This is a genomic window from Limobrevibacterium gyesilva, from assembly GCF_025989185.1.
Classification (GTDB): domain Bacteria; phylum Pseudomonadota; class Alphaproteobacteria; order Acetobacterales; family Acetobacteraceae; genus Limobrevibacterium; species Limobrevibacterium gyesilva.
Genome location: NZ_JAPDNT010000001.1, coordinates 640367 through 659981, shown reverse-complemented (window position 1 = coordinate 659981; position 19615 = coordinate 640367). Strand labels below are relative to the sequence as shown.

The following is a 19615-nucleotide window of genomic DNA, read 5'->3' as shown; positions in this document are numbered from 1 at the left end:
CAGATCGGGCCGGATTGGCAACGCTCCTTCGCAACACGCGCAATTGATCCGGCGCGGCGCGCGTGTTTGGCTGGCGGCGGCATGACCATCACCCCTTCGAAATCCGCCGCCACGCGCAGCGCCGGCCACCGGGTCAGCATCCGGCTCGACCTCGCGTCCGGCGCCCGCATCGGGCCCGGCAAGGTGGCGCTGCTGGAGGAGATCGCCCGCAGCGGCTCGATCTCCGCGGCCGGGCGGGCGCTGAAGATGTCCTATCGCCGCGCCTGGGAGCTGGTGGAGGACCTCAACCGCCATCTCGGCACCCCCGTCGTGACCACCGCCGCCGGCGGCAGCGGCGGCGGCGGCGCCCGGTTGACGGAGGCGGGAGCGGCGGTGGTGGCCGGCTATCGCGCCATCGAGGCGGCGAGCAGACAAGCGGCGGCGGCGCATCTGGATGCGCTGTCGCGCGCCATAGGAGACACATGATGCAGCATTACGACGACCTGTTGAGCGACCTGCGCGGCCTGTTCGACGGCGAGGCGGACCCGATCGCCAACGCCGCCAACGCCGCCGCCGCCATGTGGCAGTACCTGCCGGACATCAACTGGGCCGGCTTCTACTTCCTGCAGGGCGACGAGCTCGTGCTCGGCCCGTTCCAGGGCAAGCCCGCCTGCGTGCGCCTTCCCATGGGCCAGGGCGTGTGCGGCACCGCCGCCGCCCGCCGCGCCACCATCATCGTGCCCGACGTGAACGCCTTCCCCGGCCACATCGCCTGCGATACCGCCGCCAGGGCCGAGATCGTGGTGCCGCTGATCCGCGCCGGCCGCGTGCTGGGGGTGCTGGACATCGACAGCCCCAGCCTGGACCGCTTCAACGAGGCCGACCGCGCCGGCTGCGAGGCGGTGGCGGCGGCCTACATCGCCTCGCTGCGGGACTGACATGCGGCCTGCGGGCCGCCTGGCCGGCGCGCTTCTGCTGGCGTTGCTGCTGCCCGCGCCCGCCCCGGCCCAGCCGCCGTCGGTGCCGCCGGCCGCGGCGAAGCCGAAGCCGCGCCCGGCCCGGCCCGCCGACCTCGCCGACCAGCTCGCCGGCCTCGTCTTCGACGCCAACCCCGCCACCGCCACCCCGGCGCGCGACGTGCTGAGCCGCTGGGCCGGGCCGATGCGCCTGTTCGTGTTCGGCCGCCCCGCCGACAGCCAGGATGCCGCCCGCGCCGCCGCCAGCCTGTCGCGCGCCACCGGCCTGCCCATGCAGCTGGTGGCGGCGAGCCAGGTGGCGCAGCTTCCGCCCAACACCTTCCTGGTGGCCGACGAGAACCTGCCCGGCGCCTTCCGCGGCCCGCTGCGGCAGATGCTGCGGAACGCCTTTCTCGACAACGAGGCCGCGGTGGACAGCTACATCGATACCGTGGTGGCGGTGCAGCCCTGCTGGACGCTGCCGGTCTGGACCGATTCCACGCGGCTGATCCTGAAGGCCGCCGTGATCGGCATCGACGCGCGCCAGCCCCGCCCGGCCATCCAGCGCTGCATGGTGCAGACCCTGGCGGCGGCGATCGGCCTGATGGGCCCCGGCGGTGCCCTGCCCGGCTCGGTGTTCACTCCGCAGGCCCGGGCGATCCGGCCGAGCGGCGACGACACCCGCCTGCTGCGCCTGCTTTACGGTCCCACCTTGCGCACCGGCATGACGCGCGAACAGGTCCACGCCGCCGCCCTGGCCGCGCTGCAGGCGCCGCGGCCGGCGCCGCCCAGGAAGACCCGATGAGCCTTGTCCGCATGGCGCTGAACCTGCTGCTCGGCGCGCTCGCGCTGTATGTCGTGCTGCTGGTCGGCCTGTATGCGTTGCAGCGGCGCATCATCTTCTTGCCCGACCGCACCCGCCCGGACCCGGTGGCGGCCGGCGTGCCCGAGGTGCGGGTGGTGCCGATCGCCACCGCCGACGGCCTGACCCTGTATGCCTGGACCGTGCCGCCCGCCGTGCCGGACGGGTTCGTGGTGCTGTATCTGCACGGCAACGGCGGCAATGTCGGCAACCGCGCCGGCCGCATCCAGCGCTTCATGGCGGCGGGCTGGGGCGTGCTGATGCCCGAATACCGCGGCTATGGCGGCAATCCAGGATCGCCCAGCGAGGCGGGCCTGCTGGAAGACGCCCGCGCCGCATTCGCCACCCTGCGCCGCATGGGCGTGCCGCCTGCGCGCACTTTGCTGTGGGGGGAATCGCTGGGCACGGCCCTGGCGGTGCGCCTGGCCACGGAGGCCGACGTGGCGGCGGTGCTGCTGGAGTCTCCCTATACCAGCATGGCCGACCTCGCGCGGCTTCGGTATCCGTTCGTACCGGTGGATCGGCTGCTGAAGGATCGTTTCGAATCCTTGTCGCGGATCGGCGCGGTGCGGGCCCCGGTGCTGGTGATGCATGGTGCCCATGACACGATCGTGCCGCCGGCGATGGGGCGCGCGATGCATGCGGCTGCAAAAGGGCCGGCTGAGTTGTGGCTGGCGCCGGACGCAGGGCACAACGATCTGGCAACGTTCGGTGCGGTGGAGGCGGCAGTGGGGTTTGTGGATCGGGTGACGGGACGGTAGCGGCAGCCTCGGCTGCGCCCCTCGTTCCTGAGATCGTTGCTGCATCGCTATGGCATGTAGCCGAAGTTGATGTTGCCGTTCTTGGTGCGGACACAATCCTGGATGTACCGGATCACCTCAAGCGAGACAGGATCGATGTTCGGGTTGCGCGCGAGCACATTGATCTCGGTCGTGGCAAGCACCTTTTGCCGGGTTATGCCGGAGCCGACATAGACATAAACCTTTCCGATGGCGTTGCTGGCATAGATGCCCGAGAGCGCCCGCCAGATGACGAAGCCGTTGTCCTTCCAGGGCATTCGGCGTTCATCGGTCAGCACCTCGACATAGGTTTTCAGCGTGCCGGCTGCGCCAGGCGGGGGCGGCAGTCTGTTGAGCACGTCCGGAAGAAGTTCGAAGTTGTTGTCTCCGGGGTTCCTGGCGCGGATCTCCGCAAGCTCTTTCCACGCCGGTTTGAAGAGCGTGCCCGCATAGATAAGGGTCTTGTCCGGCGGGGCGGCGATCCGCCGCCTGAGCAGGCTGTTCTGCCGGAGAAAGATGAGGAAATCCCTGGTTTCCTGAAGCAGCGGCATCGAACGTCGCCCTTTCTGTGCAGGAACATCATCCACGCCGGGATGGCGAAAATCGAGCGCGAACACGTTTCGCCCTCCGGCTTCTCCCGAGAAGCCGGGGCGCGCTGCCTTGATTGCCCCGTCGTATCCTTTGCATCGCCAGCCGAACCGGCATCCAGGCGCGCCCCCATCCCGCCAGGCCATTTTCATGAACGCTGTCGGCAGGCGCCGCGATTTGCAATGGCATCATGGTGTTACAAGAGCCGCTGGCGTGGGACCGCTGCTGGGACAGGCCGCCGGGTCGCGTCAGCCGCCACCTGCCGCGCTCATTGGCGGGTTGCAAGCCGTTAATGCGGACGCTACGCATCGTCCACCTCCTATACCCCACGAGCGCCGCCCCCCTGTCCCAGACCCAAGCCCTCCTGGACGTCCAAGGCCTCCGCGTCACCTTCGACACGGATCGCGGCCCCGCGACCGTCGTCCATGGCCTCGACCTGCGCGTCTCGGCCGGTGAGACGGTGGCGGTGGTGGGGGAATCCGGCTCGGGCAAGTCGGTCACGGCGCTCGCCATCACCCGGCTGATCGACTACGCCGGCGGGCGCATCACCGGCGGGCGGATCGGCTTCACCGACCGCGCCGGCGTCCTGCACGACCTCGCCACCGAGACGCCCGAGGCCATGCGCCGCATGCGCGGGCCCGAGATCGCCATGGTGTTCCAGGAGCCAATGACCAGCCTCAATCCGGTGCTGCGCATCGGCGACCAGATCGCCGAGGCGGTCATGCTGCACCAGGGCGTCGGGCAGGCCGAGGGCCGCGCCGAAGCGAAGCGCATGCTCGACCGGGTGCGCATCCCCGAAAGCGCCAGCCAGCTCGACCGCTACCCGTTCCAGCTCTCCGGCGGCATGCGCCAGCGCGTCATGATCGCCATCGCGCTGTCCTGCCGCCCCCGCCTGCTCATCGCCGACGAACCGACCACGGCGCTCGACGTGACCGTGCAGGCACAGGTGCTGCGGCTGATCGCCTCGTTGCAGCGCGAGCTGGAGATGGGCCTGATCTTCATCACCCACGACATGGGCGTGGTGGCCGAGGTCGCCGACCGCGTGGTGGTGATGCGCAACGGAGAGAAGGTCGAGGAAGGCGACGTCCAGCGCATCTTCGACGCCCCGGAGCACCCCTATACCCGCGCCCTGCTCGCCGCCGTGCCCCTGCTCGGCAGCCTGGCCGACCAGAAGCTGCCCGTGCCCTTCCCGGTGCCGGACGGCCCCCCGCCCAGGCCGCAGGACACCGTTACCGACCAGCCCGTGCTGGAAGTGCGCGATCTCGTCACCCGCTTCGATGTCCGCCGCGGCCTGTTCGGCCGCCTCGTCGGGCGCATCCATGCCGTCGAAGGCGTCAGCTTCGACCTGCGCCATGGCGAGACCCTGGCCGTGGTGGGCGAATCCGGCTGCGGCAAGTCCACCACCGGGCGCAGCATCATCCGGCTGGAGCAGCCCGTGGGCGGCACCATCAGGCTCGCCGGGCTGGATGTCACCCGGCTCAATCGCAGCAACGAGCCGCTGCTGCGCCGCGCCGTGCAGTTCGTGTTCCAGGACCCGTTCGCCTCGCTCGACCCGCGCCTGACCATCGGCTTCTCCATCGCCGAACCGATCCACACCCACCGCCTGCTGCAGGGGCCGGCGGTGGAGCAGCGGGTGCGCGAGCTGCTGCAGCAGGTGGACCTGCCCGTCGAGCATATCTGGCGCTATCCGCACGAGCTGTCCGGCGGCCAGCGCCAGCGCGTGTGCATCGCCCGGGCACTGGCCAGCGAGCCGCAGGTGATCATCGCCGACGAGGCGGTGGCGGCGCTGGACGTGTCGATCCGCGCCCAGGTGGTGAACCTGCTGATGGACCTGCAGGCGCGCCTCGGCGTCGCGTTCCTGTTCATCTCCCACGACATGGCGGTGGTGGAGCGCGTCGCGCATCGCGTGGCGGTGATGTATCTTGGCCAGATCGTCGAGATCGGCCCGCGCCAGGCGGTGATGGGTGATCCCCGGCACGCCTACACGAAGCGCCTGCTGGCCGCCGTGCCGGTGCCGGACCCGCGCCGGCGCGCCTATGCCCGCGACCTGGATGACAGCGAGGTGCCGTCGCCCTTGCGCGCGCCCTCGGATATGCCCACGGTCGCACCTCTGGTCCAGGTCGGACCCGACCACTACGTCGCCCGGCATCATGTCGGCGGGCTTTACTGATGGCGCCGCGTCGCAGCGGCCGCCCTGTATCGAGGAGAACAACGTGACCCGTCTCTTGCCCAGGCTTGTGCTATCGGCGGCCCTCGCCGCCGCTTCCGCCGCCCCGGCCCTCGCCGCCAAGGACCTGGTGATCGGCGTCGAAGCCAACATGCCGCATCTGGACCCCGCGAACACCAACGACACGCTGTCGCAGACGGCGGAGCGGTTGATGTACCAGGGGCTGATGGGCTTCGACAAGGACATGAAGCTGATCCCCGCTTTGGCCGAGAAATACGAGGCCAGCGAGGACGCCAAGGAGTTCGTCTTCCATCTGCGCCGTGGCGTGAAGTTCCATGACGGCACGCCGTTCAACGCCGCCGCGGTGAAGACCAACATCGACCGCGTGGCCAACCCGGACAACCGGCTGTCGCGCCGCAGCCTGGTGTCGATGATCGCGCACACCGACGTGGTGGACGAGTACACCGTCAAGTTCGTGCTGTCCTCGCCGTTCGGCGCCTTCGTCAACAACATGGCGCATCCCGGCACCTTCATGATCAGCCCGAAGGCGCTGGCGGAATACGGCAAGGACATCGCCACCCACCCGACCGGCACCGGCCCGTACAAGTTCGTCAGCTTCGCCACCGACACGCTGAAGGTGGTGAAGAATCCCGACTACTGGCGCCCGGGCGTGCCGAAGGTCGATACCGTGACCTTCCGCGCCGTGCCCGAGAGCGGCTCGCGCTTCGCCATGCTGCAGACCGGCGAGGCGCAGTTCATCTATCCGCTGCCGGCCGAGCTGGTGAAGGCCGCCCAGGCGAACCCGAACCTCGCCGTCATCAACGCGCCTTCGATCGTCGCCCGCTACGTGGCGATGAACAACATGAAGAAGCCGTTCGACGACATCCGCGTGCGCCAGGCGCTGAACTACGCCATCGACAAGAACGCCTATGGCCGCATCGTCTTCAGCGGCTATTCCACTCCGATGGACGCGCCGATCCCGTCCGACCTCGGCTTCTACTCGAAGCAGGGCGTGTGGCCGTACGACCCGGCGAAGGCCAAGGCGCTGCTGGCCGAGGCCGGCTATCCCAACGGCTTCGAAACCGAGCTGTGGGGCGGCACGTCGACCGCCGTCAAGCGCGGCATGGAGTTCATCCAGCAGCAGCTCGCCGCCGTCGGCGTGAAGGTGACGGTGGCGCCGCTGGAAGCGGGCGTGGCCACCGCCAAGCTGTGGAACGTGCAGTCGCCCGCCGACGCCACCATGCAGATGAACTACGGCGGCTGGTCGTCCTCGACCGGTGACGCCGACTGGGGCCTGCGTCCCCTGCTGTACAGCAAGTCGTTCCCGCCGAACCTGTTCAATATCGCCTATTACAGCTCGCCGGTCACCGACCGGGCGATCGAGGCGGGGCTGGCCACCGCCGACCCGGCCAAGCGGGCGGTGGCCTACAAGGAGGCGCAGGCGCAGGTCTGGAAGGATGCGCCGTGGATCTTCCTGGGCGTGGACCGCCTGCTGGCGGGCCAGTCCAAGAAGCTGTCCGGCGTCTACTATCTGCCCGATGGCGGCGTCCTTACCGAGGACGCGGCGCTGGACTGATCACGCCGGGCTGAGACCATGCTGGTCTTCCTGATCCGCCGGTTGGTCGGCACCGTCCCCGTTCTGGTGGCGGTGTCGATCTTCGTGTTCGGCTTCGTCCGCCTGCTGCCCGGCGATCCCGCGCGGCTGGTGGCGGGGCCGGACGCCACGGCGCAGGACGTGGCCGCGGTGCGCATCGAGCTGGGGCTGGACGGCCCGCTCCTGCAACAATATGTGCGCTACATGGGCCAGACCCTGCGCGGCGAGCTCGGCCGCTCCGCCAAGACCCGCCAGCCCGTGGCGCACGAGATCGGCGCCCGCTTCATGCCGACGCTGTGGCTGACCGTGGCGGCCATGGCCTGGGCCCTCGCCTTCGGGCTGCTGGTGGGCGTCATCTCCGGCGTCCGGCGCGGGCGGTGGCAGGACCACGCCGGCATGGTCATGGCGATATCGGGCATTTCGTTTCCGAGCTTCTGGCTCGGGCTGCTGCTCATCGACCTGTTCAGCGTCCGGCTCGGCTGGCTGCCCACCGGCGGCTACGGCGACTGGACGCATTTCGTGCTGCCCTCGATCACCCTCGGCGCCGGCGTAGCCGCGGTGCTGGCGCGCTTCACCCGCTCGGCCTTCGTCGAGGTGTCCGCCGAGGACTATGTCCGCACCGCCCGCGCCAAGGGCGTGCCCGAACGCATGGTGGTATGGAAGCATACGCTACGCAACGCGCTGATCCCGGTGGTGACGATGACCGGGCTGCAGTTCGGCTTCCTGCTCGGCGGCTCGATCGTGGTGGAGACGGTGTTCTCCTGGCCCGGCCTCGGCCGCCTGCTGATCGATTCCGTGTCGTTTCGCGACTATCCCGTGATCCAGGCGGAGATCCTGCTGTTCTCGCTCGAGTTCGTGCTGATCAACCTGATCGTGGACGTGCTCTACGCCTTCGTGAATCCGGAGATACGGCTGAAATGAGTGCGGCCGCAAAGGCAGCCGGCGTGCAGTCGCCGCTTTCGGAGTTCTGGCGCCGCTTCCGCCGCAAGCGCATCCCGCTGGTCGCCGGCGGGGCGATCCTGCTGATCATCCTGGCCGCCGTCTTCGCCCCCTGGATCGCGCCGTTCGACCCGGCGGCGCCGGATTATGAGAACGTGCTGGCCGGGCCGTCGCTGCTGCATCTCGCGGGCACCGACGTGTTCGGCCGCGACATCTTCAGCCGCATCATCTGGGGCGGCCGCGTCTCGCTGTCCGTGGGCTTCGTCTCCGTCTTCCTCGGCGGCTTCGCCGGCGTGGCGCTGGGCCTGGTCAGCGGCTTCTTCGGCGGCTGGGTGGACACGGCGGCGATGCGCTTCTGCGACGTGCTGCTGGCCTTCCCCGGCATCCTGCTGGCGATCGCCGTGGTGGCGGTGCTGGGCCCGGGCATCTCCAACGTCATCTACGCCATCGCGGTATTCAGCATGCCCGTCTTCGCGCGCCTGGTGCGCGGCTCGACGCTGGGGCTGAAGCAGACCGTGTATGTCCAGGCCTCCCGCAGCATCGGCGTGCGGCGGTTTCCGCTGGTGATGCGCCACATCCTGCCGGGCACGCTGCCGGGTGTGATCGTGTATCTGAGCCTGCGCGTCGGCACCTCGATCCTGACCGCGGCCGCGCTCAGCTTCATCGGCCTGGGCGCGCAGCCGCCCAGCGCGGAATGGGGTGCGATGCTCGCGGACGGCCGCAGCTATCTGGGCGTGGCCGACCATCTGACCCTGTTCCCGGGCATCGCCATCTTCGTCACCGTGCTGGCCTTCAACCTGCTGGGCGACGGATTGCGCGACGCGCTCGACCAGAAGCTGCGCACATGAGGCCGCGCGATCCCGCCTTCGCCTGCGGCCGGCTGCCCGCAGGTGCGCGCAACAGCATCAGCGACGTGCCGGGGGTGACCGTCGGCCATCGCACGCTGATCGAGGGCGACGTGTGCACCGGCGTCACCGCCATCCTGCCGCACCAGGGCGACGTGTTCCGCGACAAGCCGGTGGCGGCGGCGTATGTGCTCAACGGCTTCGGCAAGAGCGTCGGGCTGATGCAGGTTGAAGAACTGGGCCAGCTCGAAACCCCGATCCTGCTGACCAACACCTTCGCCGTCGGCACCTGCGCCAATGTGCTGATCCGTCGCGCCATCGCCGCCAATCCCGGCATCGGCCGGCGCACCTCCACGGTCAATCCCGTGGTGTGCGAATGCAATGACGGCTATCTCAGCGACATCCAGGCGATGGCCGTGACCGAGACCGACGCCGTGGCGGCGCTGGACGCGGCCGCCGCCGATTTCGATGTCGGCGCGGTGGGTGGCGGCGCGGGCATGAGCTGCTTCGGCTTCAAGGGCGGCATCGGCACTTCCTCGCGCGTGCTGACGCTGGACGGCGCGGACCACCATCTCGGCGTGCTGGTGCAGGCCAATTTCGGCCGGGCCGGCGATCTGCGCCTGCCGGACGGGCGGCGCGTCGATCCCGCCTCGGTGCCGGCGCCGGAGCAGGGCTCGGTCATCGTGGTCGTCGCCACCGACGTGCCGCTGGACCACCGCCAGTTGCGGCGCGTGATCCGCCGCGCCGGGGTGGGGCTGGCCTGGGCGGGCTCGTTCTGGGGCAACGGCAGCGGCGACGTGTTCCTGGGCTTCACCACCGCGAACCGGGTGCCGCACGACGCGAAGACCGATCTGCTGGCGCAGCGCATCCTGGCCGAGAACCGCATCGACGCGCTGTTCCAGGCCACGGCGGAGGCGACCCAGGAGGCCGTTCTGGACGCGCTGGCCGCGGCCGGCACCACTATCGCCCGCGCCGGGCACCGCCGGCCCGGCTTGCGTGACGCATTGGGGGACTCCGCATGAAGATCTTCATCTCCGCCGACATCGAAGGCGTGGCCGGCGTCGTGACGCCGCAGCACGGCCAGCCCGGCAACGCCGAATACGAGCGCGCCCGCCGGCTGATGACCGAGGAAGTGAACGCCGCCATCGCCGGCGCATTCGACGGCGGCGCCTCCGCGGTGCTGGTCAACGACAGCCACGGCCCGATGGTCAACCTGCTGCCCGATGCGCTGGACCCCCGCGCCGAGCTGATCCTGGGCCGCCCCAAGCCCACCAGCATGTTCGCCGGGCTGGATGGCGATTTCGCCGCCGCCTTCTGCACCGGCTATCATTCCGGCGCCGGCCAGCACGGCGTGCTGTCGCACACCATCAACGGCTTCGCCTTTGCCGCCATCCGCGTCAACGGCATCGATTGCGCCGAGGCGACGCTGTACGGCGCCTATGCCGGCAGCCTGGGCGTGCCCGTGGCGCTGCTCACCGGCGACGACCGGCTGCAGGCGCAGTGCGCGCCCTTGTTCCCCGGCGTCCGGACCGCCGTGGTGAAGCACGCGCTGGGCCAGCGCGCCGCCCGCGCCCTGTCGCCGCAGTCGGCCTGCGCGTTGATCCGGGCGACGGCCGAGCACGCCGTGCGCAACCTGGCGGACTGCCGGCCCTTCGTCATTCCTGGCCCGCACCGGCTCGAGATCGACCTCAACAGCGTGGCGTTGGCCGATCTGGCCGAAACCATCCCGGTCGCGACGCGCATCGCCCCGCGCAGCGTCGCCTTCGCCGCCGATACGATGCGGGCCGTCATCGGCTGGATCAACACGATCTCGGCGATGTCGGCCACGTTGCGCTGACGGGGGCGCGCTGATGGCGGTGCCGGCGCTTGCGACCGCACGGCTGGCGCTGCGCCCGCGCTCGGAAGTCGACATGCCCGCCATGCTCGCCATGGCCGGCGATCCCGAGGTGATGCGTTACTTCCGCACCCGTCCCGGCGACGACCCGGAGGCCTATCGCGCCGCCCTGCAGCAGCGTGTGCGCCACGACGACGGCCCCGGCCTGGGCTACTGGAGCCTCTTTCCGCAGGCCGACCCCGGCCGTTATCTCGGCTGGGTGTCGCTGGACCCGCTGGCGGAGACGCCGCATATCCAGCTCGGCTACCGGCTGGTGCGCGCGGCCTGGGGCGGCGGCTACGTCACCGAGGCGTCGCGCCGCGTCCTGGAATACGGTTTCGATGCGCTCGGCCTGGGCGAGATCGTGGCCATCGTGCATCCCGACAACACGCGCTCGCAGGCGGTGATCCGGCGGCTGGGATTCACCGCTGACGGCATGCGCCTGCATTTCGGCCGGCAACGGCTTTTCTATCGTCTCGTGAGGACACCCCCATGACCTTCTCGTTGGCCATCCACGGCGGCGCCGGCACCATCCGCCCGGAAGCGATGACACAAGAGGCGGAGGCCGCCTACCACGCCGGCCTGCGTACCGCCCTGCTGGCGGGGCACAAGGTGCTGGCCGCCGGCGGTGCGGCGCTGGACGCGGTGACGGCGGCGGTGATGGCGCTGGAGGACGACCCGCAGTTCAACGCCGGCCGCGGCGCTGTCTATACCTCGGACGGCCTGCACGAGCTCGATGCCGCGGTGATGGACGGCCGCACCCGCGGCGCCGGCGCGGTCGCCGGCATCATCGGCCCCCGCAACCCCGTGCTGGCCGCCCGCGCGGTGATGGAGCGCTCCGAGCATGTGCTGCTGATCGGCGCCGGCGCCGTCGCCTTCTGCCGCGCCCAGGGCCTCGATTTCGCCCCGCCCGCCTGGTACCACACCGATCGCCGCTGGGCCGCCCTGCAGGCCGAGCTGGAGCGCCGGCGCCAGACCGCGGAAGACACGCGCGACGACGCGGCCAAGCACGGCACCGTCGGCGCCGTGGCGCGCGACGCCGCCGGCAACCTGGCGGCGGCAACCTCCACCGGCGGCATGACCGGCAAGGCGCCCGGGCGCGTGGGCGACTGCCCGGTGATCGGCGCCGGCACCTGGGCCGACGACGTCTGCGCCATCTCGGCGACCGGCCATGGCGAGTTCTTCATCCGCCACGCGGTCGCGCACGACATCGCCAGCCGCATGCGCTACCTGGGCGAGAGCCTGGAGCAGGCGGCGGGTCACGTGGTGACCGAGCTGGGCGCGTTCGGCGGCTCCGGCGGGCTGATCGCCGTGGACGCGGCCGGGCAGGTGGCCCTGCCGTTCAACTCCGGCGGCATGTATCGCGGCCGCGTCGGGGCGGACGGGGTGGTGCTGACGGGGATCTACCGCGAGGCGCTCGTCGCGCACGGCTGATTCATCAAGACTCTTCTTGCCGCAACGCAGCAACGTCGCTAACGCTTCGCGGTCGCGCGGCCAGGGGGCCGCCGTTTCACGGAGGATGGGCTATGGGCTACAGGGTCGCGGTCGTCGGCGCCACCGGGGCAGTCGGGCGCGAGCTGCTCAAAACCCTGGCCGAGCGGAAGTTCCCCGTCAAAGAGGTGGCGGCCCTGGCGTCCGGCCGCTCCGCCGGATCGGACGTGTCGTTCGGCGACAAGACGGTCCTGAAGGTCCAGAACCTCGAGACGTTCGACTTCACCGGTTGGGACATCGGCCTGTTCAGTCCTGGCGCCGCAGTATCGGCGATCCACGCGCCGCGCGCGGCCGCGGCCGGCTGTATCGTCATCGACAACACCAGCCAATTCCGCATGGAGCCGGACGTGCCGCTGGTGGTGCCCGAGGTGAACCCGCAGGCGCTGACCCGCATCCGCCGCGGCATCATCGCCAACCCGAACTGCTCGACCATCCAGATGGTGGTGGCGCTGAAGCCGCTGCATGACCGCTTCAGGATCAGGCGCGTGGTGGTGGCGACCTACCAGTCGGTCTCCGGCGCCGGCAAGGAAGGCATGGACGAGCTGCTGCTGCAGTCCCGCCGCAGCCTGGTCCACGACCAGATCGTGCCGCAGCAGTTCACCAAGCAGATCGCCTTCAACTGCATCCCCCACATCGACAAGTTCATGGAGGACGGGTCGACCAAGGAGGAGTGGAAGATGGTGGTCGAGACCAGGAAGATCCTCGACCCGGACATCAAGGTGATCGCCACCTGCGTGCGCGTGCCGGTGTTCATCGGCCACGCCGAGGCGGTGAACGTGGAGTTCGAGAACCCGGTGACGGTGGCCGAGGCGCGGGCCGTGCTGCGCGACGCCCCCGGCGTGACGGTGATGGATACCCGCGACGACGGCGGCTACATCACGCCGCTGGAATGCCAGGGCGAGGACGACACCTTCGTCAGCCGCATCCGCAAGGACCCGACCGTGGAGAACGGCCTGGCCTTCTGGTGCGTCGCGGACAACCTGCGCAAGGGCGCGGCGCTGAATGCCGTGCAGATCGCCGAGACGCTGATCGCGCAGGGGTTGCTGGCGAAGAAGGCGGCCTGAGACCAGGAAGCTTTGCAAGGCGATACTCTCCTGGCTGGGCCGACAGCATCGAGTGAAGGCTGTCGATGCCGCCAAGAGAGTAATGGTTTCCAAGGGTCTACGGCCCTTGGCGGGGCTGTCCGGCGCGCCGCTTGCGCGACGACGACGGAGCCCCGACCTTGCGCGTTCCCCTCGCACCGCAACATCCCAGGCTTGTCAGCGCGTTGACCCCCACCCGACTCCGGGGGTAAGGGAACCGGAACGGACTGGGCCTTTTGCTGGGAGTTGTGCCGCGATGACCGATGTACGCGAAGCCCTCATGGTGGGGCGAACTTCGGACGGCCGGACCGTCCGGCGGCCGCTCTCCCCGCATCTGCAGGTCTACAAGCCGCAGATCACCTCGACTCTGTCGATCTTCCATCGCTTCACCGGGATCGCGCTGTCGGTCGGCACGCTGTTGCTGGTCTGGTGGCTGGTCGCCGCCGCCACGTCGGATGCCGCCTATGCGTCGGTGTCCGGCTTCATCCGCTCGCCGGTCGGCTATCTGCTGCTGTTCGGCTGGACCGCGGCGCTCTGGTACCATTTCTGCTCGGGCATCCGGCACCTGTTCTGGGACGTCGGGTATGGGTTCGAGCTGCCGACGGTGCACGCCACCGGCAAGGCCGTTCTGGTGGCCACGGTGGTGCTGACGCTGCTGACCTGGGTCGTCGGCCTGGCCACGCTGTAAGGGAACGAACACCATGGCCGATAAAGCTGCCTCTCCTGTGATCATGCGCTCGATGCTCGGCCAGGTCCGCGGCCTGGGCTCGGCCAAGGCCGGCACCGCCCATTGGTGGGCGCAGCGGATGACTGCGGTCGCGCTGGTGCCGCTCACGCTGTGGTTCGTCTGCGCGGTGATCCGGCTGGCCGGGCTTCCGCGCGCGGCGGTCGTGGACTGGGCTGCGAGCCCGCTGACCGCGACGCTGCTGGTGGCGCTGGTGCTGGCCACGTTCCATCACCTGCAGCTCGGGCTGCAGGTCGTGATGGAGGACTACATCCACAGGGATCGCCCCCGGATGCTGTGGCTGCTGGTGATGAAGGCGGCCGCGGCCCTGCTCGGGCTCGCCGCCCTGATCGCCGTGCTGAAGCTGGCCTTCACCGGATAGGACTTTGACCGGTGCCGTCCGCATCGTCGGCCGGCGCCCAGTTTGGACAAACCGACGATGAACGCGATCTCCAAGCCCTCCAATGGCGCCTACAACGTGGTGGACCACACTTATGACGTCGTGGTGGTCGGCGCCGGCGGCGCCGGCTTGCGCGCCACCCTGGGCATGGGTGCCGCCGGGCTGAAGACGGCCTGCGTCACCAAGGTGTTTCCCACCCGCAGCCACACCGTCGCGGCCCAGGGCGGCATCGGCGCGGCACTCGGCAACATGGGCGAGGACGACTGGCGCTGGCACATGTACGACACCGTGAAGGGGTCGGACTGGCTCGGCGACCAGGACGCCATCGAATACATGTGCCGCGAGGCCATTCCCGCGGTCTACGAGCTGGAGCATTTCGGCGTGCCGTTCAGCCGCACCGAGGACGGCCGCATCTACCAGCGCCCGTTCGGCGGCCACATGACCGAATACGGCAAGGCCCCGGCGATGCGCGCCTGTGCGGCGGCCGACCGCACCGGCCACGCCATCCTGCACACGCTGTACCAGCAGAGCCTGAAGCACGAGGTCGAGTTCTTCGTCGAATACTTCGCGCTCGACCTGATCATGGACGACGAGGGCGCCTGCCGCGGGGTGATGGCCTGGTGCCTGGAAGACGGCAGCATGCACCGCTTCCGCGCCCAGACGGTGGTGCTGGCCACCGGCGGCTATGGCCGCGCCTATCTGTCCTGCACCTCGGCCCACACCTGCACCGGCGACGGCAACGCCATGGTGCTGCGCGCCGGCCTGCCGACGCAGGACATGGAATTCGTGCAGTTCCATCCCACCGGCATCTATCCCGCCGGCTGCCTGATCACCGAAGGCGCCCGCGGCGAAGGCGGCTACCTGACCAACAGCGAAGGCGAGCGCTTCATGGAGCGCTACGCCCCCACCGCCAAGGACCTGGCCAGCCGGGACGTGGTGTCGCGCTCGATGACGCTGGAGATCAATGCCGGGCGCGGCTGCGGGCCGAACAAGGACCACATCCTGCTGCACCTGGAGCATCTGGGCGCCGACATCCTGCACGAGCGCCTGCCCGGTATTTCGGAGACCGCCCGCGTCTTCGCCGGCGTGGACGTGACCAAGGAGCCGATCCCGGTGCTGCCGACCGTTCACTACAACATGGGCGGCATCCCCACCAACCACCACACCGAGGTCCTGCGGCCCACCAAGGACAACCCGGACGCCACCGTGCCCGGCCTGATGGCCGTCGGCGAAGCGGCCTGCGTGTCCGTGCACGGTGCCAACCGCCTCGGCACCAACTCCCTGCTCGACCTGGTGGTGTTCGGCCGCGCCGCCGCGCAGCGTGCCGCCGAGACGGTGAAGCCCAGCGCCAGCCAGCCGCCGTTGCCGCCGAAGGCCGGCGAGGCCGCGCTCGACCGCCTTGACCGCACCCGCCACGCCAAGGGCGGCACCAAGGTCGCCGCCCTGCGTGAGACGCTGCAGCGGACCATGCAGAGCCATGCCGCCGTGTTCCGCAACAGCGAGAGCCTGAAGCAGGGTGTGGCGAAGATGCAGCAGGTCTGGAAGGCACTGGACGACATGTCCGTGACCGACCGCAGCCTGATCTGGAACAGCGACCTGATGGAGGCGCTGGAGCTGCAAAACCTGATGGGCAACGCCATGGTCACCATGGTCGGCGCCGAGGCCCGCACCGAAAGCCGCGGCGCCCAGGCGCATGACGATTATCCCGAGCGCGACGACGTGAACTGGATGAAGCACACGCTGGCCTGGTGCGGCGACGACGGCAGCGTGACGCTCGACTACCGCCCAGTGAAGATGCAGACCCTGACCAACGAAGTGTCGGTGTTCCCGCCGAAGAAGCGCGTCTACTGAAGGAAGCGAGAAGACGATGGCCGAATTCACGCTGCCGGCGAACAGCAAGGTCCAGCCGGGCAACACCTACAAGGCACCCGCCGGCGCGAAGCGCGTGCGCAGCTTCAAGATCTATCGCTGGAGCCCGGACGACGGGAAGAATCCCAGCACCGACACCTACGAGATCGACCTCGATGCGTGCGGGCCGATGGTCCTGGACGCGCTGATCAAGATCAAGAACGAGGTCGACACCACATTGACCTTCCGCCGCTCCTGCCGCGAGGGCATCTGCGGCAGCTGCGCGATGAATATCGACGGCACCAACACGCTCGCCTGCCTCAAGCCGATCGACGACGTGAAGGGCGACGTGAAGATCCACCCGCTGCCGCACATGCCGGTGGTGAAGGATCTGGTGCCCGACCTGTCGCAGGCCTACGCCCAGCTGCGCAGCATCGAGCCATGGCTGAAATCCGACACCCCGGCCCCGCCCGACAGCGAACGCCTGCAAAGCAAGGACGAGCGCGCCAAGCTGGACGGCATGTGGGAGTGCATCCTGTGCTTCTGCTGCACCACCGCCTGCCCGAGCTATTGGTGGAACGGCGACCGCTACCTCGGCCCCGCGGTGCTGCTGGCTGCCTATCGCTGGATTGCGGACAGCCGCGACGAGCATACCGGCGAACGCCTGGATGCGCTGGAGGATCCGTTCAAGCTGTACCGCTGCCACACAATCATGAACTGCACGCAAACCTGCCCCAAGGGTCTGAACCCCGCGAAGGCGATCGCGCAGATCAAGACCCTGATGCTGGAGCGGCAGGTCTGACGTCCGAACCAGGCCGGGGAATCCGCCCCCGGGCCCCCGGGCCGCGCTAGGTGCAGACACGCCTGTCCAGCCTGTTGGCCGATCACGCCGTGTTGCGCCTGGCGTGGGACAATTTCGCCGAGGTGATTCCCGGCAAGCTTTATCGCAGCAACCATCCCACGCCAGCGCGGCTGGCGCGGTGGGCGCGGCGGTATGGCTTGCGCACCGTGATCAACCTGCGTGGCGAGAAGGCAAACGGCTCCACCGCGCTGAGCGCGGCAACCGCGCAGCGCCTGGGGCTCGACCATGTATTCATGGCGTTCGAGAGCCGTGGCGCGCCGCATCGCGAGCGGATTCTGCGGTTCCATGACGTGTATCGGACCATGCGCACGCCGGCGCTGGTCCATTGCAAGTCGGGCGCGGATCGTGCCGGTTTGGCGGCGGGGTTGGCGATCCTGTTCGAAGGCGGCACCGCGGCCCAGGCGCTGCGACAGCTGTCCCTGCGCTACCTGCATTTCAACCGCTCCCGCACCGGGATCCTGGACGCGTTCTTCCTGCGGTATGCAGCCGAGGCGGAGGGGAGGAAGCCGTTCCTCGACTGGGTACGCGAGGACTATCACGAAGACGATCTGCGCCGGGACTTCGTCGCCCATGGCTTCGCGACCTTCATCAACGACCGGCTGCTGGGGCGGGAATGACCGGGTTGGCGCCACGCGCAGCGCGGACGCCGAGGTCTCAGGAACCGTAGCCGGACGACCCGGCTGGACCCCGCCAACAATTTGCGATTTCTGAGAAAATCTGGAGCGGGCGAAGGGATTCGAACCCTCGACCCCAACCTTGGCAAGGTTGTGCTCTACCCCTGAGCTACGCCCGCACTCCAACTCGCGCGTCGTCAGCGCGAGGCCGGCCTTCTAGGCGGGTTTCGCACCGATTGCAAGAGCCCCCACGGCAATCCCGTTGCCCCCGCTTGCCCGGCGATGCGTTTCGTGGCTTGTGCCGTGGCACGCACGCTACATCTATCAGGCAACGCGAGAATCAAGGCGAGGACTCGACGCATGGATTACATCATCGGGCAGAAACCCGGCGGCCCGAAGCCGGGCGCGAGCGGGCTCGAGGCCGCACCAGCCGGCGCCGACGCCATGATCGTCGATGGCGATCAGGCCACCTTCATGCAGGACGTGGTGGATGCCTCGCGCACCATGCCCGTCCTGGTCGATTTCTGGGCCACCTGGTGCGGCCCGTGCAAGACGCTGACGCCGACGCTGGAGAAGGTTGTCCGCGCCGCCGGTGGCCGCGTCAAGCTGGTCAAGATCGACATCGACAAGAACCGCGGCCTGGTCCAGCAGCTGGTCCAGCTGGGCCTGCCGTTGCAGTCCGTCCCCACCGTCGCCGCGTTCTGGCAGGGGCAGATCGCCGACCTGTTCCAGGGTGCGCTGCCGGAGTCCGAAATCAAGCGCTTCGTCGAGACGCTGCTGAAGATGGGCGGCGCAAGCATGCCCAGCGCCGACCTGTTGGCCGACGCCAGGGCCGCCATGGAGCAGGGCAACGCCCAGGAAGCCGGCGAGCTGTTCAGCGCCCTGCTGCAGGAGGACCCGGAGAGCCCCGAGGCCTGGGGCGGCCTGATCCGCGCCCTGATCGCGCTGGGGCAGGAAGATCAGGCGCATGAGGCGCTGGCGCAGGTGCCCGAGAAGCTCGCCGAGCATGGCGAGATCTCCGGCGCCCGCAGCGCGCTGGCGCTGGTCGCGGAAGGTCGCCAGGCCCGTGACCAGCTCGCCACGCTCGAGGCGCGCCTCGCCGCCGATCCCACCGACCACCAGGCCCGCTACGACCTGGCCACGGCGCTGAACGCCATGGACCGGCGCGAGGAAGCGGCCGACGCGCTGCTGGCCATCGTTCGCGGCAACCGCGCCTGGAACGAGGATGCTGCGCGTCTGCAGTTGCTGAAGTTCTTCGAAGCCTGGGGATTCGATGACGCCGCGACGATGGCGGCGCGCCGGAAGTTGTCGGCGCTCCTGTTCAGCTGATGAGCCGATTCGACCCGCGGCTGGAAGACCTGCCGGAGGCATTCCCGGTCTTCCCGCTGACGGGGGCGCTGCTGCTGCCGCGCGGAAAGCTGCCGCTGAACATCTTCGAGCCGCGCTATCTCGCGCTGATCGAGGATGCGCTCGCCGCAGGGCGCATGTTCGGCATGATCCAGCCGGATGCGCGCCGGCCCGCCGGACCCACCGGAGCCGGGCTGTACCGCATCGGCTGCCTGGGCCGGCTGTCGTCGTTCAGCGAAACAGAGGACGGCCGCTACCTCGTCACCCTGACCGGCCTGATCCGCTTCGGGGTGACGAACGAGCTGGAGATGCGCCGCGGATATCGCCGGGTCCGGGGCGACTTTTCCGCCTTCACCGCCGATCTTGGCGCGCGCGACGAAACGCCGGTCTTCGACCGTGCAGCCCTGTTGCAGGCGCTGCGTGATTATTTCGCCCATCGCGGATTCGAGGCGAACTGGGACGCCATCAACCAGATGCCTGACGACGACCTGGTGATCACCTTGTGCATGGTCTGCCCGTTCGAGCCGCCGGAGAAGCAGGCTTTGCTCGAAGCCCCGACACCAGCCGACCGCGCGCAGGCGCTTGTTGCGCTGCTGGAGATCGACACGCACCAGGGCCCGCGCGACGTGGCCGGCGACGCCCCTACCCGCCATCGCGCCAGTTGA

The 19615-nt window shown here is 69.4% G+C and carries 21 protein-coding genes and 1 tRNA gene; 20 read left to right on the top strand and 2 right to left on the bottom strand.

What is annotated here, in order from left to right:
• Positions 1 to 81 precede the first annotated feature (81 nt).
• Genes OL599_RS03210 through OL599_RS03195 form a run of 4 tightly spaced genes read left to right on the top strand, consistent with a single transcriptional unit; the run spans position 82 to position 2558 of the window.
• A complete protein-coding gene (locus OL599_RS03210) occupies positions 82 to 465 on the top strand; it encodes a winged helix-turn-helix domain-containing protein (RefSeq protein WP_264712157.1) in 384 nt (127 codons plus the stop codon).
• Positions 465 to 917, top strand: coding sequence for a GAF domain-containing protein (locus tag OL599_RS03205; RefSeq protein WP_264712156.1), 453 nt, complete (start codon positions 465 to 467; stop codon positions 915 to 917). The genes OL599_RS03210 and OL599_RS03205 overlap by 1 nt, the downstream gene beginning before the upstream one ends.
• A 1-nt stretch (position 918) precedes the next feature.
• Complete coding sequence (locus OL599_RS03200; protein WP_264712155.1) at positions 919 to 1740, top strand: DUF2927 domain-containing protein; 822 nt, start codon at positions 919 to 921, stop codon at positions 1738 to 1740.
• Positions 1737 to 2558, top strand: coding sequence for an alpha/beta hydrolase (locus tag OL599_RS03195; protein ID WP_264712154.1), 822 nt, complete (start codon positions 1737 to 1739; stop codon positions 2556 to 2558). Before OL599_RS03200 ends, OL599_RS03195 begins: the two co-directional genes overlap by 4 nt.
• 47 nt (positions 2559 to 2605) lie before the next feature.
• Here the strand turns inward: OL599_RS03195 and OL599_RS03190 are convergent, their stop codons facing one another.
• On the bottom strand, positions 2606 to 3193 hold the full coding sequence (locus OL599_RS03190; RefSeq protein WP_264712153.1) for a hypothetical protein: 588 nt from the start codon (positions 3191 to 3193) through the stop codon (positions 2606 to 2608).
• A 263-nt stretch (positions 3194 to 3456) separates the two neighbouring features.
• Between OL599_RS03190 and OL599_RS03185 the strand changes: the two genes are divergently transcribed.
• The 14 genes from OL599_RS03185 (at position 3457) to OL599_RS03120 (ending at position 17606) form a co-directional block, all read left to right on the top strand.
• Positions 3457 to 5334, top strand: coding sequence for an ABC transporter ATP-binding protein (locus OL599_RS03185; protein ID WP_264712152.1), 1878 nt, complete (start codon positions 3457 to 3459; stop codon positions 5332 to 5334).
• A gap of 43 nt (positions 5335 to 5377) precedes the next feature.
• Complete coding sequence (locus OL599_RS03180) at positions 5378 to 6907, top strand: glutathione ABC transporter substrate-binding protein (RefSeq protein WP_264712151.1); 1530 nt, start codon at positions 5378 to 5380, stop codon at positions 6905 to 6907.
• 18 nt (positions 6908 to 6925) lie between these two features.
• Positions 6926 to 7846 (top strand): glutathione ABC transporter permease GsiC, encoded by a 921-nt coding sequence (gene gsiC / locus OL599_RS03175; protein WP_264712150.1) that lies wholly within the window; start codon positions 6926 to 6928, stop codon positions 7844 to 7846.
• Positions 7843 to 8712: an ABC transporter permease subunit gene (locus OL599_RS03170; protein WP_264712149.1), complete on the top strand. Its 870-nt coding sequence runs from the start codon at positions 7843 to 7845 to the stop codon at positions 8710 to 8712. The genes gsiC and OL599_RS03170 overlap by 4 nt, the downstream gene beginning before the upstream one ends.
• The gene (locus OL599_RS03165; RefSeq protein ID WP_264712148.1) at positions 8709 to 9731 is read left to right on the top strand and encodes a DmpA family aminopeptidase; all 1023 of its coding nucleotides are present in this window, start codon (positions 8709 to 8711) and stop codon (positions 9729 to 9731) included. The genes OL599_RS03170 and OL599_RS03165 overlap by 4 nt, the downstream gene beginning before the upstream one ends.
• Positions 9728 to 10546 carry a M55 family metallopeptidase gene (locus OL599_RS03160; RefSeq protein WP_264712146.1) on the top strand — a complete coding sequence of 273 codons (819 nt, stop codon included), beginning with the start codon at positions 9728 to 9730 and terminating at the stop codon, positions 10544 to 10546. Before OL599_RS03165 ends, OL599_RS03160 begins: the two co-directional genes overlap by 4 nt.
• A 13-nt stretch (positions 10547 to 10559) precedes the next feature.
• Positions 10560 to 11078, top strand: a complete 519-nt coding sequence (locus OL599_RS03155; RefSeq protein ID WP_264712145.1) for a GNAT family N-acetyltransferase — start codon at positions 10560 to 10562, stop codon at positions 11076 to 11078.
• Complete coding sequence (locus tag OL599_RS03150) at positions 11075 to 12016, top strand: isoaspartyl peptidase/L-asparaginase family protein (protein ID WP_264712144.1); 942 nt, start codon at positions 11075 to 11077, stop codon at positions 12014 to 12016. The genes OL599_RS03155 and OL599_RS03150 overlap by 4 nt, the downstream gene beginning before the upstream one ends.
• Before the next feature lie 92 nt (positions 12017 to 12108).
• Complete coding sequence (locus tag OL599_RS03145; RefSeq protein WP_264712143.1) at positions 12109 to 13137, top strand: aspartate-semialdehyde dehydrogenase; 1029 nt, start codon at positions 12109 to 12111, stop codon at positions 13135 to 13137.
• A gap of 274 nt (positions 13138 to 13411) precedes the next feature.
• Positions 13412 to 13843: a succinate dehydrogenase, cytochrome b556 subunit gene (sdhC, locus tag OL599_RS03140; RefSeq protein WP_264712142.1), complete on the top strand. Its 432-nt coding sequence runs from the start codon at positions 13412 to 13414 to the stop codon at positions 13841 to 13843.
• Positions 13844 to 13856: 13 nt separating this feature from the next.
• Entirely contained in the window at positions 13857 to 14261 is a 405-nt protein-coding gene (sdhD, locus tag OL599_RS03135; protein WP_264712141.1) for a succinate dehydrogenase, hydrophobic membrane anchor protein, read from the top strand.
• 57 nt (positions 14262 to 14318) lie between these two features.
• Positions 14319 to 16130, top strand: coding sequence for a succinate dehydrogenase flavoprotein subunit (gene sdhA / locus OL599_RS03130; RefSeq protein WP_264712140.1), 1812 nt, complete (start codon positions 14319 to 14321; stop codon positions 16128 to 16130).
• Between the two features lie 16 nt (positions 16131 to 16146).
• Complete coding sequence (locus OL599_RS03125) at positions 16147 to 16929, top strand: succinate dehydrogenase iron-sulfur subunit (protein WP_264712139.1); 783 nt, start codon at positions 16147 to 16149, stop codon at positions 16927 to 16929.
• A 50-nt stretch (positions 16930 to 16979) separates the two neighbouring features.
• A complete protein-coding gene (locus OL599_RS03120; RefSeq protein ID WP_264712138.1) occupies positions 16980 to 17606 on the top strand; it encodes a fused DSP-PTPase phosphatase/NAD kinase-like protein in 627 nt (208 codons plus the stop codon).
• A gap of 101 nt (positions 17607 to 17707) precedes the next feature.
• Here the strand turns inward: OL599_RS03120 and OL599_RS03115 are convergent.
• Positions 17708 to 17782 (bottom strand) — tRNA-Gly (locus OL599_RS03115).
• A 181-nt stretch (positions 17783 to 17963) separates the two neighbouring features.
• Between OL599_RS03115 and OL599_RS03110 the strand changes: the two genes are divergently transcribed.
• Complete coding sequence (locus tag OL599_RS03110; protein ID WP_264712137.1) at positions 17964 to 18932, top strand: thioredoxin family protein; 969 nt, start codon at positions 17964 to 17966, stop codon at positions 18930 to 18932.
• Positions 18932 to 19615 (top strand): LON peptidase substrate-binding domain-containing protein, encoded by a 684-nt coding sequence (locus OL599_RS03105; protein WP_264712136.1) that lies wholly within the window; start codon positions 18932 to 18934, stop codon positions 19613 to 19615. Before OL599_RS03110 ends, OL599_RS03105 begins: the two co-directional genes overlap by 1 nt.

Bases quoted from the DNA above. Each gene is read 5' to 3' on its own strand.
- OL599_RS03125 (WP_264712139.1), top strand. From the start codon at position 16,147: ATGGCCGAATTCACGCTGCCGGCGAACAGCAAGGTCCAGCCGGGCAAC.
- OL599_RS03150 (WP_264712144.1), top strand. From the start codon at position 11,075: ATGACCTTCTCGTTGGCCATCCACGGCGGCGCCGGCACCATCCGCCCG.
- OL599_RS03205 (WP_264712156.1), top strand. From the start codon at position 465: ATGCAGCATTACGACGACCTGTTGAGCGACCTGCGCGGCCTGTTCGAC.
- OL599_RS03210 (WP_264712157.1), top strand. From the start codon at position 82: ATGACCATCACCCCTTCGAAATCCGCCGCCACGCGCAGCGCCGGCCAC.
- OL599_RS03110 (WP_264712137.1), top strand. From the start codon at position 17,964: ATGGATTACATCATCGGGCAGAAACCCGGCGGCCCGAAGCCGGGCGCG.
- OL599_RS03160 (WP_264712146.1), top strand. From the start codon at position 9,728: ATGAAGATCTTCATCTCCGCCGACATCGAAGGCGTGGCCGGCGTCGTG.
- OL599_RS03185 (WP_264712152.1), top strand. From the start codon at position 3,457: ATGCGGACGCTACGCATCGTCCACCTCCTATACCCCACGAGCGCCGCC.
- sdhC (WP_264712142.1), top strand. From the start codon at position 13,412: ATGACCGATGTACGCGAAGCCCTCATGGTGGGGCGAACTTCGGACGGC.
- OL599_RS03200 (WP_264712155.1), top strand. From the start codon at position 919: ATGCGGCCTGCGGGCCGCCTGGCCGGCGCGCTTCTGCTGGCGTTGCTG.
- OL599_RS03105 (WP_264712136.1), top strand. From the start codon at position 18,932: ATGAGCCGATTCGACCCGCGGCTGGAAGACCTGCCGGAGGCATTCCCG.
- OL599_RS03165 (WP_264712148.1), top strand. From the start codon at position 8,709: ATGAGGCCGCGCGATCCCGCCTTCGCCTGCGGCCGGCTGCCCGCAGGT.
- sdhD (WP_264712141.1), top strand. From the start codon at position 13,857: ATGGCCGATAAAGCTGCCTCTCCTGTGATCATGCGCTCGATGCTCGGC.
- OL599_RS03170 (WP_264712149.1), top strand. From the start codon at position 7,843: ATGAGTGCGGCCGCAAAGGCAGCCGGCGTGCAGTCGCCGCTTTCGGAG.
- gsiC (WP_264712150.1), top strand. From the start codon at position 6,926: ATGCTGGTCTTCCTGATCCGCCGGTTGGTCGGCACCGTCCCCGTTCTG.
- sdhA (WP_264712140.1), top strand. From the start codon at position 14,319: ATGAACGCGATCTCCAAGCCCTCCAATGGCGCCTACAACGTGGTGGAC.
- OL599_RS03145 (WP_264712143.1), top strand. From the start codon at position 12,109: ATGGGCTACAGGGTCGCGGTCGTCGGCGCCACCGGGGCAGTCGGGCGC.
- OL599_RS03195 (WP_264712154.1), top strand. From the start codon at position 1,737: ATGAGCCTTGTCCGCATGGCGCTGAACCTGCTGCTCGGCGCGCTCGCG.
- OL599_RS03155 (WP_264712145.1), top strand. From the start codon at position 10,560: ATGGCGGTGCCGGCGCTTGCGACCGCACGGCTGGCGCTGCGCCCGCGC.